This window comes from Halomonas sp. AOP22-C1-8 (assembly GCF_052378905.1).
GTDB lineage: Bacteria > Pseudomonadota > Gammaproteobacteria > Pseudomonadales > Halomonadaceae > Vreelandella > Vreelandella citrativorans.
On sequence record NZ_JBQSYD010000005.1, the window covers coordinates 144,264 to 160,306 of the forward strand.

At 52.8% G+C, this 16,043-nt stretch carries 12 protein-coding genes; 9 read left to right on the plus strand and 3 right to left on the minus strand.

The genetic code is table 11. The features are described 5' to 3' along the window. Positions 1-87 precede the first annotated feature (87 nt). Positions 88-1,026 (minus strand): transaldolase, encoded by a 939-nt coding sequence (gene tal / locus ACT3TY_RS04665; protein ID WP_087106620.1) that lies wholly within the window; start codon positions 1,024-1,026, stop codon positions 88-90. A 26-nt stretch (positions 1,027-1,052) separates the two neighbouring features. Then, positions 1,053-2,717, minus strand: coding sequence for a methyl-accepting chemotaxis protein (locus tag ACT3TY_RS04670; RefSeq protein WP_444627478.1), 1,665 nt, complete (start codon positions 2,715-2,717; stop codon positions 1,053-1,055). 166 nt (positions 2,718-2,883) lie between these two features. Here ACT3TY_RS04670 and ACT3TY_RS04675 point away from each other — a divergent pair, with 166 nt between their 5' ends. The 5 genes from ACT3TY_RS04675 to pstB all read left to right on the plus strand — a co-directional run bounded on the left by ACT3TY_RS04675 (position 2,884) and on the right by pstB (position 8,953). Further along, on the plus strand, positions 2,884-4,071 hold the full coding sequence (locus ACT3TY_RS04675; RefSeq protein WP_444627479.1) for a multidrug effflux MFS transporter: 1,188 nt from the start codon (positions 2,884-2,886) through the stop codon (positions 4,069-4,071). Between the two features lie 179 nt (positions 4,072-4,250). Next, entirely contained in the window at positions 4,251-5,261 is a 1,011-nt protein-coding gene (locus ACT3TY_RS04680; protein WP_172117052.1) for a substrate-binding domain-containing protein, read from the plus strand. Positions 5,262-5,368: 107 nt separating this feature from the next. Beyond that, positions 5,369-6,748, plus strand: coding sequence for a phosphate ABC transporter permease subunit PstC (gene pstC, locus ACT3TY_RS04685; protein WP_444627480.1), 1,380 nt, complete (start codon positions 5,369-5,371; stop codon positions 6,746-6,748). Between the two features lie 6 nt (positions 6,749-6,754). Continuing rightward, a complete protein-coding gene (gene pstA, locus ACT3TY_RS04690) occupies positions 6,755-8,113 on the plus strand; it encodes a phosphate ABC transporter permease PstA (protein WP_444627481.1) in 1,359 nt (452 codons plus the stop codon). Positions 8,114-8,149: 36 nt separating this feature from the next. Further along, positions 8,150-8,953 (plus strand): phosphate ABC transporter ATP-binding protein PstB, encoded by an 804-nt coding sequence (pstB, locus tag ACT3TY_RS04695; protein ID WP_192527557.1) that lies wholly within the window; start codon positions 8,150-8,152, stop codon positions 8,951-8,953. Between the two features lie 75 nt (positions 8,954-9,028). Here the strand turns inward: pstB and ACT3TY_RS04700 are convergent, their stop codons facing one another. Next, positions 9,029-10,216: an acetyl-CoA C-acyltransferase gene (locus ACT3TY_RS04700; RefSeq protein WP_087106607.1), complete on the minus strand. Its 1,188-nt coding sequence runs from the start codon at positions 10,214-10,216 to the stop codon at positions 9,029-9,031. Positions 10,217-10,333: 117 nt separating this feature from the next. Here ACT3TY_RS04700 and ACT3TY_RS04705 point away from each other — a divergent pair, with 117 nt between their 5' ends. The 4 genes from ACT3TY_RS04705 (at position 10,334) to ACT3TY_RS04720 (ending at position 15,672) form a co-directional block, all read left to right on the plus strand. Beyond that, on the plus strand, positions 10,334-10,906 hold the full coding sequence (locus tag ACT3TY_RS04705) for a TetR/AcrR family transcriptional regulator (RefSeq protein ID WP_444627482.1): 573 nt from the start codon (positions 10,334-10,336) through the stop codon (positions 10,904-10,906). A gap of 276 nt (positions 10,907-11,182) precedes the next feature. Beyond that, entirely contained in the window at positions 11,183-12,847 is a 1,665-nt protein-coding gene (locus ACT3TY_RS04710) for an AMP-binding protein (protein ID WP_441678726.1), read from the plus strand. A gap of 20 nt (positions 12,848-12,867) precedes the next feature. Further along, a complete protein-coding gene (locus ACT3TY_RS04715) occupies positions 12,868-13,635 on the plus strand; it encodes an SDR family NAD(P)-dependent oxidoreductase (protein WP_193054906.1) in 768 nt (255 codons plus the stop codon). A 231-nt stretch (positions 13,636-13,866) separates the two neighbouring features. Beyond that, entirely contained in the window at positions 13,867-15,672 is a 1,806-nt protein-coding gene (locus ACT3TY_RS04720) for an acyl-CoA dehydrogenase C-terminal domain-containing protein (RefSeq protein ID WP_441678724.1), read from the plus strand. Positions 15,673-16,043 lie beyond the last annotated feature (371 nt).

Below are 16,043 nucleotides of genomic sequence, written 5' to 3' on the forward strand. Positions count from 1 at the left end.
CCCTGATAAAGAAAGGGAAGCTCCGACGACTGACAACCCCCCACTTTTGTGGGGGGTTGTCGTTTAAGCGTGGCGCAATTTAATAACTTATGACTTTCGCAGTGTGCCGAGTAATGTTTCCAGCTCACGCTGGTCGGCCATAAACTTGCGAATACCTTCCGCTAGTTTATCAGACGCCATTTCATCTTCATTCATGGCCCAACGGAAATCGCTTTGCGTTAATGGCTCGTCCGCTGAGCTACTCGCGCCCATCGGCGTTAGCTGGCGAGTTAGTTCACCCTGCTGTTCATCCAACTCGGTAAGCAACTTGGGCGAAATGGTCAGGCGGTCACAGCCTGCCAGAGATACAATCTCGCCGATATTGCGAAAGCTTGCGCCCATTACGATGGTGGCGTAGTTATGGCCCTTGTAGTAGCTGTAAATCTGTTTGACAGACTGTACGCCTGGGTCATTGTTACCGTTAAAATCGGCTTCAGGCTGACGAGATTTATGCCAATCGAGGATGCGCCCGACAAACGGCGAAATCAAAGTGACGCCTGCATCGGCACATGCTTGAGCCTGAGCAAAACCAAACAGCAGCGTGAGGTTGGTACGGATGCCTTCACGTTCAAGCTGCTGCGCTGCCTGAATACCCTCCCAAGTGGAGGCCATCTTGATTAGTATGCGCTCAGGACCCACGCCCTTTTGGGCGTACCGCTCGATCAATGAATGCGCACGCGCAATAGTGGCATCACGGTCAAATGAAAGCCGAGCACTTACTTCGGTGGATACGTAGCCGGGCACCAGTTCACTAATTTCACTGCCAATCTCGACAGCCACGCGGTCAACCGCATCATCAATGTCCTTGCTTTCCTTGGCAATAGCGGCCAAGTGGGCGCGGCGCTGCTCTTGCTGAGCGGCTTGTAGGATGAGCGAAGGGTTCGTCGTTGCATCTTGTGGCGCAAAACGTCGGATGGCTTCAAGGTCGCCGGTATCGGCGACTACCGAGGTCATTTCTTTAAGCTGTGTTAGCAGGCTAGTGGCCATTCATTACTCCTTGCGTCGTTAGTCCTTTACTGTAGCAAGGCAGGCGCTCGCTGAATATTATCCGATGTGGGGGTATTGGATAAGTCAGGTGTTGGCGGAGAGGCTTGCCAAATAAAATCATCGCTGGATATCTCTCCGATTTTAAAGCGTGCGGCTTGTTCACGCATCCTTTCAGCTGCGGCTTCAAGCGACATTGCATCCTGGGCGGTGGTTTCAACCTGCTTGGTATTGGCCCGATTCACCTGGGTCTGTTCGTGTAGTGTTGAATTCAGATGTTCAATGTGGCGGTGCTGCTCATTAGCCGCATCAGCGATTTGAAGCATGATGCTATTGGCTTGTTCGGTCGTTTCAACAATCGCGTTCATGCCGTGGCTGGCCTTGTTGGATAAGGTATGGCCACGCTCAATACTGTTGCCTGATGCGACAAGCAAGGTTTGGATTTGGCGCGCAGCTTCAGCGCTGCGTGAGGCTAGTTGGCGTACTTCGCCCGCCACTACGGCAAAGCCTCGGCCTTGTTCGCCAGCGCGAGCGGCCTCTACAGAGGCGTTTAACGCAAGAATATTGGTTTGAAAAGCGATGGAATCAATAACGTTAACAATCTCATCGACTTCTTTTGAGCGTGCGTGAATCTCCTCCATGGTGGTCAGGAAGTTGGTCATTATCTGGCTACCGTCTTGGGTTTGTGATGCCGCCGTAGACGTTAGCTGGGTTGCATCGGCGGCAAAACCAGCGGTGGTGGCAACGTTCTCTGTCAGCTCATCCAGGTTAGCTGCGGTCGTTTCGTGGGATGCGTTTTGCTGGCGCGTTCGGATAGCAAGGTCTTCATTGCCTAGCGCCAGGCGTTGAGCGCTATCGAAAATATGGCGGCTATTACTATGAAGCTCTGACACGGTTTCAATGAGTGCACGCTGCATATTATCCAGCTCTTGGTAGAGCTGGCCTATTTCATTATTGCCTTGAGCCGGGACCTTAACGCTTAAATCACCCTCGGCCATTGTACGAAAGTGTGCGACCAAGCGGTTAATAGGTAATAGAATATGACGCTGTCCAATCCAGGCCATTAAACCTAGCAGTGCCAAGGCAATAGCAATGCCTCCTGACAGCAATTGACCAATCAACTGACCGCGGCGTTGAGCGTTAGTCATTAGCTCTGTACCCTGACGGTCAGCCAGTTGATAAAAGCTACGTGCCTCTTCGGTTAGGGCTTGGCTATGTGCTAACGCATCAAGCGTCAATTGCCGGTAGCCGCCGCGGTCACCTGTCTGAACGGCGTTTAATTGTTCATTCATCGTGCCAATAAGCGCTGTTGCCTGCTGCTCTATAGCGTCTCGAAGTGTCGGGTGAGGTGTTTCAGCGGTTGCTTCCAAAAACGTTGCCAGTGCTACTGCCATTTCAGAGAGCTCATTTTCGACCGCTTGAAGTGCCTCTGTCGGGTCTCCTAGCGAGGGGCGCAATTGGCGTTCAAGCGCTCTGTCCAAACGGTGCAACCCCTCAAGGCCCGCTATATGAAGCCGGTTTAGCGATGACGACTGTTGAACATTAACCTGTTCAAGAAGCGCTAAATCGTTCTGGCTCTGCTGCATCATTTTCCATGTCAGTAGGGCAAACATGAGCACACACAGTGCGACAAGCAGTAAGGCGGATAGGCTTAGCCAGCGTAGTGGGATATTTTTCAGCGCTCTAAAATTCATAGTGCTTCCATGAGTTGGTCTTGGAAAAGGCTTATGAATCCTAGGCTAAGCAGTTTATGTTTCAGTTTTTCGGGGCTGCGGTGCTTAATTTTCATCACCGCGTTACTATTAGCGGCCTATCGATTGCTGCCGTGCTTGATGGTGGCTAATTAATTCAGGGAGTCCTATGGAACTTAACCCACGACGGGTTGCTTTGCTGGTTGCTGCCAACACAGCGCTTGCCCCTTTTGCGATTGACGCCTATTTGCCTGCGATTGGTGTGTTAGCGGAATCTGTTAATGCCAGCATTCATCACGCGGAGCTTTCGATTAGTGTGTTCCTGTTTGGTTTTGCCATTGGCCAACTTGTCTTTGGACCGCTTTCTGACCGGATAGGACGCAAGCCGGTACTCATGGGTGGTTTAGTCGTATTTATGCTGGCAAGCCTGATGATTACCACGGCTGATAGCCTCAACTCGCTTTTGTTTTGGCGATTTATCCAGGCACTGGGTGGCGGAGCCTGCGTGGTAAACTCTGCCGCCATTGTACGCGACTGCTTTAGCGGCCGAGAGGCTGCCAAAGTGATGTCGACCATGGCCATGATCATGATGTTGGCTCCCCTGGTGGCACCGGCGGTGGGGAGTATGCTGCTGCATGTGGCAGGCTGGTGGCTGATTTTTGTTTTTCTTGCGGCATATGCTGGTTTTTTGCTTTGGCTGCTGGGGACGCGGTTACCCGAAACCCGTGATATGACACTGCCTGCAGCGTCGCCTCGTCAGGTGCTCGGCAATTATGTAAGCGTGCTGCGGCATAAAGAAGGCATGGGGTATATCTGTGCAGTGGCCGCCTCTTTTGCCGGTCTTTTCGCCTTTGTAACAGCATCGCCCTTTGTCTATCTTGATTATTTTGGTCTCTCACCGGGGATGTATCCGCTGATTTTCGGGGTTAACGTCGTTGTTATTGCGCTCTCCAACCGCGTTAATATTTATATGCTGCGTCAACGCACACCCCAACAAAACCTGCGCCTGGGGTTAATGATCCAGATGATCGCGGGCTTGGGCTTGGTGATCGTTACAGCGCTGGATATGGTCACGCTATATACCATTGTGCCTCTGGTGATGGTATTTACTGGCATGATTGGCTTGATCACTCCGAATGCCATCTCGTCACTGCTGGATCACTTTGGGCATATCAGTGCGACCGCAACGGCGTTGCTGGGTGGCATCCAGTTTAGCTGTGGCGCGCTTGCCGGGGTGTTGGTCGGGGCGTTTGAAGTCGCCCACCTGTGGCCCATGGTATTGACCATGCTGGGGGCGTCATTGTTGGGCAATATTGGCGTGCGGATGCTGACCGACAATTCAGAACAGAGTCGCTAGTCGTTTTATCCTGTCGTAGTGTTCTCATTTGCTATACGACGTTTTGCGTATTTAACGATTTAGAGATTGTCATATTTCTGCAATGATACGTGTGCAAACTCTCCTTTGTGAAAGGCCAGAAGGCCAACTCTTCCGGTAAGCATCAGCTGGCCGGATATCAAACCAGAGGGGAACACGACGTGAAAAAGCATACGCTAAGTGTTGCAGTAGTAGCCGGTCTAGCGGTAGGTGTTTCAAGCGCTGCCATGGCTCGCGACACAATCCAAATTGCGGGCTCTTCTACTGTACTGCCGTTTGCAGGTATCGTGGCTGAAGAGTTTGGTAATACGTATTCTCAGTTTAATACGCCGGTAGTTGGTTCTGGTGGTTCAAGTGGCGGCCTTCGTCAGTTCTGCCAGGGCGTTGGTGAAAACACCATCGATATCGCTAACGCTTCTCGCTCAATTCGTAGCGGTGAGGTTGAGAGCTGTGCCGAAAACGGTGTTAACGAAATTATTGAAATCCAATTCGGCTACGACGGCATTGTATTTGCCTCGCGCCTTGATCGTGGCGAGTTTGCCCTAACGCCTGAGCATGTTTTCAAAGCGGCGGCTGCTCAACTGCCGCAAAACGGCGAACTGGTTGATAACCCCTACACCCGCTGGTCTGAAATCGACAGCAACCTGCCTGACCAGGAAATCGTACTGGTTATCCCGGCTTCCAACCACGGTACGCGTGAAGTCTTTGAAGAGAAAGTCGTTCACCCGGGTTGTGACACTGTTGCTGAAGTAGAAGGCGATGCTTGCATCAACCTGCGTGGCGATGGCCGTATCGTTGAAATTGCCGGCGATTACACCGAAACCCTGGCGCGCCTGGATGCTCAGGAAGATGCAGTAGGTGTCTTCGGTCTTAGCTTCTACGATCAAAACCGTGACCGCTTGCAAGTGGCGACCGTTGATGGTGTAACACCTAGCCTGGAAACGATTGGCTCTGGTGAGTATCCGGTTTCTCGTCCGCTGTTCTTCTACGTGAAAGGCGAGCACATTGACGTGATTCCTGGCCTGGCGGAATACACGGAGTTCTTCCTGAACGAAATGACCTCTGGCTATGGCAGCCCGCTGGAAGACGCTGGTCTGATCCCGATGGATGAGAGCGAGCGTAGCCAAGTGCTTGAGCAGTTCGAATCCCGTACGGTCGTAAGCGTCGACTAAGTGCGGCAATGCTTCAGATTCGGTGTACCTTATTAAGTTTGTTTTTGCGCCAGCATCATGCAGTTGATGCTGGCGCTTAAACGTAGCAAGTCAAAGGCGGAAAGATAATGAGCAACTTTGCCTTGATAGCCACGCTGTTGGTGTTGATGGCCTTGGCATACCATTTAGGCTTGACGCGCAGCCGTGCGGTTGCGGCAACTCAAGATGTACGAATGCATTCGCGGCCGGGCTATTACGGTACGCTTGTGGCGCTTTGGTGCGGCTTGCCTGCACTCGCTATATTTTTGTTATGGTCATTTTTAGCCCCTCAGTTAATCGACATGCTGGTTATTCAGCAGTTGCCTACTGACATGGTTGCCAGTATGAGCGACCGTGAAATGCAAACGTTTCTGGATCGTGTAACTGCCTTGGCAAATGAACGTGGCGTAGCGGGTGGTGGTAGTCCTGAAGAGTGGGCCGCTGCGGCACATATGGCAAGGCTTCAAACGTTTGAAAATTTTAGCCTGGTGGCATTAGTCGCCGTGCTATCTGTGGCGGGCCTGGTCATTGCACGGCGGCGTATCACGCCCCAGTGGCGCGCCCGTAACCAGGTTGAACGGGTTATTATGTTTGCGCTAGCCGCAAGCTCGGCTGTTGCTATATTTACAACGATTGGCATTGTGCTCTCCATGCTGGGCGAGGCAATGAGGTTCTTTAGTTTTATTAGTCCCGCCGACTTCTTTTTTGGCACTACCTGGAACCCTCGATTTAGCACCTCTGGTACCTCTGACCAAGGGGAGTTTGGTTTATTACCCCTCCTCTGGGGCACCATAATGGTCAGTGGCATTGCACTGTTGGTAGCGATTCCTGTTGGGTTAATGACCGCAATCTACATGGCAGAGTACGCGCCGCCCTGGTTGCGCAATGTGGCCAAGCCGGTGATTGAGATTTTGGCGGGTATCCCGACCATTGTTTATGGCTTTTTCGCGCTGATGGTTGTGGGCCCCTTTCTCTCCGCTTTTGGTGATCTGATTGGCATTAATATTCGCACAACCAGCGCGATAACAGCGGGCCTGGTCATGGGGATCATGATCATTCCTTTTGTCTCCTCGCTGTCTGACGACATTATTACCCAAGTGCCTAAGTCGCTGCGGGATGGCGCGCTGGGTTTGGGTGCCACCAAGTCAGAAACGATTCGGCAGGTAGTATTGCCCGCCGCACTTCCCGGCATCGTGGGTGCTTTCTTGCTGGCAGCTAGCCGTGCGATTGGGGAAACCATGATTGTGGTATTGGCCGCTGGTAATAATCCTGTACTGCATGCCAACCCTTTCGAGGCGGTCTCGACTATTACCGTAACGATTGTTAACCAACTGACCGGGGATATGGATTTTGCAAGCCCCCAGTCACTGGTTGCGTTTGCCCTTGGTCTTACCCTGTTTGTGATCACCTTAGGCCTAAACGTCATCGCACTGGTTGTCGTGCGTAAATATCGCCAGCAATACGAGTAAGTGACTATGTCCATAACGATTGAGCAGCGTCGGCAACATCGGCTGATGACGATTGAAAAGTCGCTGGCGAAACGGCATCGCAAAGAGAACGGCTTCCGGCGGATGGGTCTCGCCGCTGTTATCACCGGTATGGCGCTGGTCGCCATCCTGTTTATCAGTATCCTGATGCGTGGTGTGCCTGCGTTTTGGCAAGCCACCATGTATATGGATGTGTATTTCGACCCTGAGATTATCCAGCTTGAGCCCAAGCCTGAACGCGCTAGTGGCGAGAGCCAGTTTGAGTTTGAAGAGCGTTTTTTACAGTGGGAAACACAAGCAGGGCTGGCCAATTGGCAATCCTTAATTGATAACGCTCTGGAAGAGGCGTTGGGGGTAGAGGTAGAGGGGCCGCCGTTACGTGATCTGCGTGCGCTTGTCACCTCTGGCGAGCGCTACGCGTTGCGTGATCGGTTTATTGAAGATCCTTCGCTGTTGGGGCAAACCGTCGAACTCAAGATGCTGGCGAGTGCGAACGTGGATGTCTGGATCAAAGGCAATATTGATCGTGATTTGCCGGATGCACGCCAACAGCTAAGTGCTCAAACGCGCGCCTGGGCTGACCAGCTTGAAGCGTCTGGCGTCATTCGTAACGCGTTTAGTACCTCGTTATTTTTAAATACTGACTCACGCAGCTCTTTGGCATCAGCGGGCCTGGCCGGTGCCTTTATGGGTTCGCTGTTTATGATGATCATCGTCATCGCGCTGTCTGTGCCGTTAGGGGTATCAAGCGCTATTTATCTGGAAGAGTTTGCGCCCAAGAATCGCTTAACCGATCTAATTGAAATCAATATCAATAACCTGGCAGCGGTTCCTTCCATTGTGTTTGGTTTGCTGGGCGCATCTATCTTTATTGGCTATTTAAGATTGCCTATTTCAGCGCCGCTGGTAGGGGGGCTGGTGCTTACGTTGATGACGTTACCGACCATTATTATCGCTACGCGGGCATCGTTACGCTCAATTCCGCCCTCTATTCGTCAAGCGGCGTTGGGGATCGGGGCATCGCGAGTGCAGACGGTATTTCACCACGTATTGCCCTTGGCGCTTCCCGGTATTTTGACAGGCTCTATTTTGGGTGTTGCTCAAGCATTGGGGGAAACAGCGCCCTTGCTTCTGATCGGTATGAACGCGTTTGTCGCGAGTGTGCCAGCAACACCGTTGGATCAATCAACCGCGCTGCCAGTACAGATCTATCTATGGCAAGGCAATGAGCTGCGTAATTTCTTCGAAGCACGCACGTCTGCGGCCATCATTGTATTGCTGGGACTAATGTTAAGCTTGAATGCATTGGCGATTTGGTTGCGTAAAAAATTCGAGACGAGGTGGTAAGTGAATACTTCAACAGAGCCGATGACAACAACCCCCATGGTTAGCGTCGGGGGCGGTGAAAGCCGCACTAGCAAGGCGAAAGATAAGGTCAAAATGAGTGCCGAAGCCGTTAAGGTGTTTTACGGTGACTCTCAGGCAATTAACGGTATTGACCTGGATATCTACGAAAACGAAGTGCTGGCCTTTATTGGGCCTTCCGGTTGCGGTAAATCGACATTTTTACGCTGCTTAAACCGCATGAACGACACCATCGATATCTGTCGTGTTGAAGGCAAAATTACATTAGATCAAAACGATATTTATGCGGCTAACCGTGATGTAGTATTGCTGCGCGCTCAGGTGGGGATTGTGTTCCAAAAGCCGAACCCCTTCCCGAAATCCATCTACGAAAATATTGCATATGGGCCGCGCTTGCACGGCTTGGCGCGGCGTAAGGCCGAGCTTGACGATATTGTAGAAAGCAGCTTGCGCCGCGCAGGGCTTTGGGAAGAGGTAAAAGACCGTCTTGATCAGCCAGGTACCGGGTTGTCAGGTGGTCAGCAGCAGCGTTTGTGTATTGCACGAACGGTAGCGGTAAGTCCGGATGTCATTTTGATGGATGAGCCGTGCTCCGCACTTGACCCGATTGCCACTGCCAAAGTAGAGCAGCTGATTGATGAGCTAAGTGAGAGCTATACCATCGTCATGGTTACCCACAATATGCAGCAGGCCGCTCGTGTGGCAGACCGCACCGCGTTCTTCCATATGGGTGACCTGGTAGAAGTGGACACCACTGATCAGATATTCACTAACCCCCAGGACCAGCGTACTCACGACTACATTACCGGGCGGTTTGGTTAGGCAACGACCTGCTATCGTGAGCGGGAGAAGGGCGCGGGGCTAACGCTGAAAAGCGTTGGCCCCGCGTCGTTTATGTCAGTCGATAAGCTCAACGGCAACCGCCGTGGCCTCGCCGCCGCCAATACACAGGCTGGCAATGCCACGTTTGCCGCCTTGAGTACGTAGGGCGTGAATAAGCGTGGCAATGATGCGTGAGCCGGTAGAGCCGACAGGGTGCCCTTGGGCGCAGGCGCCGCCAAAAATATTGACCTTGCTGTGTGGCAAGCCCAAATCGTCCATTGCCATTAGCGTCACTACGGCAAAGGCTTCGTTAATCTCAAATAAATCAACATCGTTGACACTCCAGCCAAGCTTTTTCATCAGGCTTTCTATGGCGCCTACTGGTGCAATCGTAAACTCGCTGGGGTGGCGAGCGTGGGTTGCATGCCCCAGCATTCTGGCTAATGGCTTCACGCCGTGGCGTTCGGCTGCTTCTGCGCTGGCCACAATAAGCGCTGAAGCGCCATCGGAGATAGAGCTGGCGTTTGCTGCGGTGATGGTGCCGTCTTTAGAAAAGGCTGGTCGCATGTGGCGAATTTTGTCGAGTTTGGCTTGAAACGGCTGTTCATCATGTTCAATAAGCGTGTCGCCTTGGCGCGTAGATACGGTGGCAGGCGCCATTTCAGCTGTTAGTTGCCCGCCGTTGGAAGCCGCGATAGCGCGCTCGAGCGAGGCAATGGCAAAATCATCCAAACGCTCCCGCGTGTAGCCTCGCCGTGAAGCGATATCCTGAGCGAAAACGCCCATTAATGTGCCCGTTTCAGCATCTTCAAGGCCATCCAGAAACATGTGGTCTTTGAGCTCGCCGTGGCCCAATCGATAACCGCCGCGGGCTTTGGTCAGCACGTAGGGTGCGTTGGACATGGACTCCATGCCACCCGCCAGTAGAATTTTTCCACTACCCGCTTTAATCACGTCGTGGGCGAGCATGGCGGCCTTCATACCCGAACCACATAGCTTGTTAATCGTCATTGCGCCGCACGCATCTGGTATACCGGCCTGACGCATGGCTTGGCGAGCGGGGCCTTGTTTGACACCACCTGGAAGCACGCAGCCCATAATGCCTTCATCAATTGCATCGGGCTCAATACCCGCACGTTGAATCGCCGCACGAATAGCAACCGCGCCCAGTTCAGGGGCGCTCATGCTCGATAAGCTGCCCATCATGCCTCCCATCGGGGTGCGTGCAGCGGATAGAAATACGATATCGGTTGCAGTATTCATTGGCTAACTCCTTAGGATTTATTGTGATTATTCTGCTGGGCAATAAGCGATGCGTTGACCCATTGGCGGGGCTGTGGTTTTCTCGTGGATAACCAAGCAAGCGCTAGTGTGAGTGAAATGAATGTAATAAATACATCTGTGCGTCGCAAGGAATTGACGCGTTTAGCGGCTCAGCTTTTTGTTCAGGAGGGCTTTGATCGTACCACTGTACGTATGCTGGCGCAGGAAATGGGTATCAAGTCCGGCAGCCTGTTTCATCACTTTAAAGACAAACAGGAAATCCTTGCTGCGGTGATCGAGGAAGGAATGCAGAATGCGTTAACGATTGCTCGCCAATCAATTGAGCACTGCTCGTCTGATCCTGAAGCGCGGCTGCGCGCGATGGCACGTGCTCATCTGGAAACACTTTTTACCGACCGCAATGCCCATGTGGTGGCCCTGTTTGAATGGCGGCGCTTGGACCCTGTCGCTAGTGCCCATTTAAGCCATTTGCGCGATGCGTATGAGGCCTTGTGGGTGCAGGTTATAGACGATGCACTGGAAGCGAAGCTTATCCGTGGGGATCGCTTTCTGGTTTCGCGATTTATATTGGGCGCTTTGAACTGGACCGTGCGCTGGTATGACCCAGGTGGCCCACGTACGCCAGATGACCTTGCGGATGAGCTGGTGGCGATGATCATGGCGCGCTAAGCGCTAATTTTTTAAGCAACCAGCCAGACGCCCTCAGTGCTTTTTTCTAGCAGTAGTAAATAGGCACTTGCTGCCAGCGACTCGTCTGTGTATTTCCTCGACCAACGTATAACCCTTTAATGCGGTAGATAGCTTGCGCTTCCTGCGGATTGCTTTTAGCGTTGAGGTTATCTGTGGGATTACGTTAACGTAAACTGAAAGCAATGCACGCATGACTTAAAACGTTACCCCGCCTGTTGCAAGACTGCTCATTACCAACAACATAAGAGAGCCATCATGACAGCGACACCACTCCCCGATTATTCGGGTTATCTTGAGCATTTCTCAATCGACCAGATGGTTGCCCGTCTGGATGATTATCAGGACGGCCAGCTCAATGCTTTTGAAGCGTGCTGCGGACGCCATGTGCGAGCGGGGCGCGGAGAAGTGCTGGCGCTGATTCATGAGGATACCCAAGGTGTAACGCACACCCTGACGTATGCCGAGCTGGACGAACAGAGTGGCAAGCTGGCGGGTTGGTTGGTGGCGCAAGGCCTAAAAGAGGGAGACCGCATTGCCTGTATGCTGCCTCGGTCAGAGGCATTACTGATAGCTGTGCTGGCTACCTGGCGGATAGGTGGTGTGTATCAGCCGCTATTTACAGCCTTTGGGCCTGATGCAGTGGATTACCGTTTAGGCCGGGCAGATACCAAGCTGGTGATCACCGATCACGCCAACCGCGATAAATTTGACGGCTTGAGTCAGTGCCCGTCAATACTGACGGTAGGAGGGGCGAGCCGCGAACATCCAAATGATCTGGATTGGCAGGCTGCCTTGGCGCATGCGTCGATGACGACCCAGCCGCCTCGCCTTGATCCTACCCAGCCTTTTTTGCAAATGTTCACCTCGGGTACCGTGGGCAAGCCCAAGGGTGTGGCCGTGCCGCTTTCGGCAATGACCGCCTTTGCGCTGTATATGGAACTTGCCGTTGACCTGCGTGATGATGACTGCTTCTGGAATATGGCGGACCCTGGGTGGGCGTATGGCCTTTACTACGCCATTACCGGACCGCTGCTGTTAGGTGTGACCACGCATTTCTGCGAAGCCGGGTTTAGTGCCGAAGGGGCGCTTGACTTTATGAAACGTCACCGGATCACCAATTTTGCGGCAGCCCCCACGGCCTATCGTTTAATGAAGGCGTCAGGGTTGTTCGATGATGCCTATCAAACGTTATCGCTGCGCGCTGCGAGCTCGGCAGGCGAGCCGTTAAATACTGAAGTGGTCAACTGGGTCGAAAAATCGCTTGGCTGTTCAGTGATGGACCACTACGGGCAAACCGAAACGGGCATGACCTGCAACAATCATCACACCCTTGATCACCCCAAGCATGTAGGTGGCATGGGCGTACCTTTGCCGGGCTATCGGCTGGCCATTCTGGATGCAGAGTATAATGAGTTGCCAGCGGGAGAGCCGGGCGTATTGGCCGTGGATATTGAACATTCACCGGCGCATTTTTTCCAAGGGTATACGTGGCAAGAGAAAAACCCCTTTGTGAAAGGCTATTATCTGACCGGCGATGTAGTGATCTGTAATGAGGATGGTTCGTTCCAGTTTGCAGGCCGTGATGATGACATCATTACCACCGCTGGCTACCGGGTAGGACCTACCGATGTGGAGAATAGTGTCATGATGCATCCTGCCGTGGCGGAATCTGCGGCGGTCGGGCAGCCTGATGAAATTCGCGGCGAGGTGATCAAGTCCTATATTGTGCTTCGCGAAGGATACGAGCCAAGCAATGAGCTGGCTGAGGCGATTCGCCAGCAGGTGCGTGAACGTCTATCTGCCCATGCGTTCCCTCGGGTCATTGAATTCGTCGAGGAGTTGCCTAAAACGCCTAGCGGCAAGATCCAACGCTTCAAGCTACGTGCGCAAGCGGTTGAACAAGCCGGCCATAACAATTAATCAATCCAGGGAGAGCCATTATGCAGGTAAAGGAGAGCACGTTTTTAATTACCGGGGCGGCGTCTGGGTTGGGCGCAGCAACGGCTGAGCGGTTAGTGGCCGCTGGCGCCAAGGTGGTGCTGTGTGATGTAAAAGACAGTATTCGCTGTCATGCTGCCCAACTAGGAGAGCGCGCAAAAGCCTGTATGGCCGATATTACCTCTTCAGAACAGATGCAGCAGGCGTTCGAGGTCGCTGCCAAATTGAGCGAAGAAAAAGGGCTCGCGGGTGTTATTCACTGTGCTGGCGTGATTAGCGTGGCCAAGCTAGTGGATCGGGAGGGCAATCCGGCTGACCTGGATGCCTATGCCAAAACAATCCATATCAATCTGGTAGGCACCTTCAACGTCATGCGCTTGGCAGCGGCGGCCATGGCAAAAAACACGCCCAATCAGGATGGCGAGCGTGGCGTGATTATTAACACGGCATCTATAGCCGCCTTCGATGGCCAAGTGGGGCAGTGCGCTTACAGCGCCTCTAAAGCAGGCGTAGTGGGGATGAGTTTGCCTGCCGCTAGAGAGCTTTCTCGGCATGCTATTCGTGTCATGGCGATTGCGCCGGGCGTGTTTGAAACGCCGATGATGGGCGACATACCTGATGAAGCCGCCCAAGCGCTTGCCGCCTCTGTTCCTTTTCCCAAGCGGTTAGGCAGGGCAGAGGAGTTTGCCCAGCTAGCCGAGCATATTATTGTTAATTCCATGCTTAATGGTGAGGTGATTCGGTTGGACGGTGGTATTCGGATGCAGTGAAAGCGCATCCGTTGCTTAGACATCAACTCGCCAGCAATTCGGCTGGCGAGTTTTTTTGCGTTTAGCCGATCAATTCTCAATGCTTCGACCAAAAGACTAGCGTTAATGTGGCTTTAATTCAAACGCTCGCTTGACTCGCTTTGCGGTGCGCGCTAGCTTTCAAACATGTGTTTGAAAGCTGTTTTTTTGAAATCCAGCGCTGCTTTCAACTCCCCGTTTAGGAGAAGTGCTATGCCAAGTTATCAGGCCCCTCTGCGTGATATGCGTTTCGTCATGGACGAAATGCTTGATTACCCTACTCACTACGCTGCATTGCCAGAAGGTGATGACGCTTCACCCGACGTAGTGGCCGCCATTCTGGAAGAGGGCGCGCGCTTTTCTCGTGATGTTCTCCTGCCAATTAATCAAAGCGGCGATGAAGAGGGTTGTGTGCTAGAGGGCGGTGAGGTGAAAGCGCCTCAAGGCTTCAAGGAGGCGTACCAGCAGTACGTAGAAGGCGGCTGGCCAAGTCTGGCGGCTGATCCCGAGCACGGTGGGCAAGGGTTGCCGCCTTCGCTTGCTATGGTGCTTTCGGAAATGATCTGCGCGACCAATTTAGCCTGGGGTATGTATCCAGGGCTTTCTCATGGTGCCGCTGACGCGCTGCGCCATCATGGCACCGACGAGCAGAAAGCGACGTATCTTACCAAGCTGGTGGAAGGCGTTTGGACGGGCACCATGTGCTTAACAGAGCCTCACTGTGGTACCGATCTTGGGTTAATCAAGACTCGCGCCGTGCCAGCCGCTGGGGAGGCTTATACCATTACCGGCACCAAAATATTTATCTCCGCTGGTGAGCATGATCTGGCCGAAAATATTGTCCATCTGGTGCTCGCCAAACTGCCTGATGCGCCAGAAGGGTCAAAAGGTATTTCACTCTTTGTCGTGCCTAAGTTTTTACCTAATGCGGATGGCAATCCCGGTGAGCGCAATGGGGTAACCTGCGGCTCCCTAGAACATAAAATGGGCATTCATGGTAACGCGACGTGCGTTATGAACTTTGATGGTGCCACTGGTTATCTGGTTGGGCCGCCTAATAAAGGCCTGGCGTGCATGTTTACCATGATGAATGCTGCGCGCCTTGGCGTGGGTATCCAGGGGCTTGGTCTCATTGAAGCCAGTTTTCAAAATTCGTTGAATTACGCCCGTGACCGCCTACAGATGCGTGGTTTGTCAGGCAAGCAGGCGCCCGAAAAACCTGCCGACCCGATTATCGTTCATCCGGATGTGCGCCGGATGCTGCTAACGCAAAAAGCGTTTGCCGAAGGTGGGCGCATGCTGGTGCTTTACGCCGCCCAGTTGCTGGACACCGTTGAGCTTGGTCAGCCTGGTGAAGAAAAAGAGCGTGCTGAAACCTTGCTGGGACTGCTTACGCCGATCGTTAAAGCGTTCCTAACGGAAGTTGGTTTTGAGAGTACTAATGAAGGCGTACAAATTTTTGGTGGTCACGGCTTTATTAAAGAGTGGGGAATGGAGCAGTTAGTGCGTGATGCACGTATTACGCGGCTCTATGAAGGCACTACCGGCATTCAGGCACTCGACCTGTTGGGGCGAAAAGTGCTGATGAGCCAAGGGGAGTCGCTCAAGGTCTTTACCAAAGAGATTCATAAATTCTGTAAAGCCGAGGCTGATAACCCTGCGCTTAAAGAGTTTGTTAAGCCGCTGTCTAAGCTCAACGCAGAGTGGGGTGAGCTGACGATGGGGGTTGGCATGAAAGCGATGCAGGATCGTGAGGAAGTTGGGGCGGCAAGTGTCGACTACCTGATGTATTCCGGCTATGTCGCGCTTGCTTATCTGTTTGCGCGAGCGGCTAAACAAGCATCTGTTGCGCTTGAAGGTGATGATAAGGCGTTTTATGCCGCCAAGCTTAATACTGCGCGATTCTACTATCAGCGGCTACTGCCGCGTACGAAAGCGCATGCGCAGATGATCCAGGTCGGTGCTGGCAGCTTAATGGCTATCTCCAGCGAAGATTTTGGTCTGGGCTTTGAGATCTAACATGTAGTGTGTGCAGGCACGCTTTGGTTATTCGCCAAACGTTTTTATCAGTACTGTGTTCGGTGGTTTGCGGCAGTCTCTTGTTATGGAGCATATCCATCAAGCAGACCTGCCGCTTTTTTTATAGGGCGCTGGATCTTTTTAAAGATAGTGCTTGCCAAACGTCCGGCGAATCCGTAAAGTACGCATCCGCTGCCGGGGACGCCCAGCGTTACCAGCGGCGAAGAAGGTGAAAACCTTCGGTTTGTCAGGAAGTTAGCGAAGTTTTAATCGCTCGCTTCATTCGCTGAAAACAGCGGTTGACAAACATCAGGAAGTGCGTAGAATGCGCCTTCCTCGCTGAGGCAAGCGGCTCCGGTCATCGAGTCGAA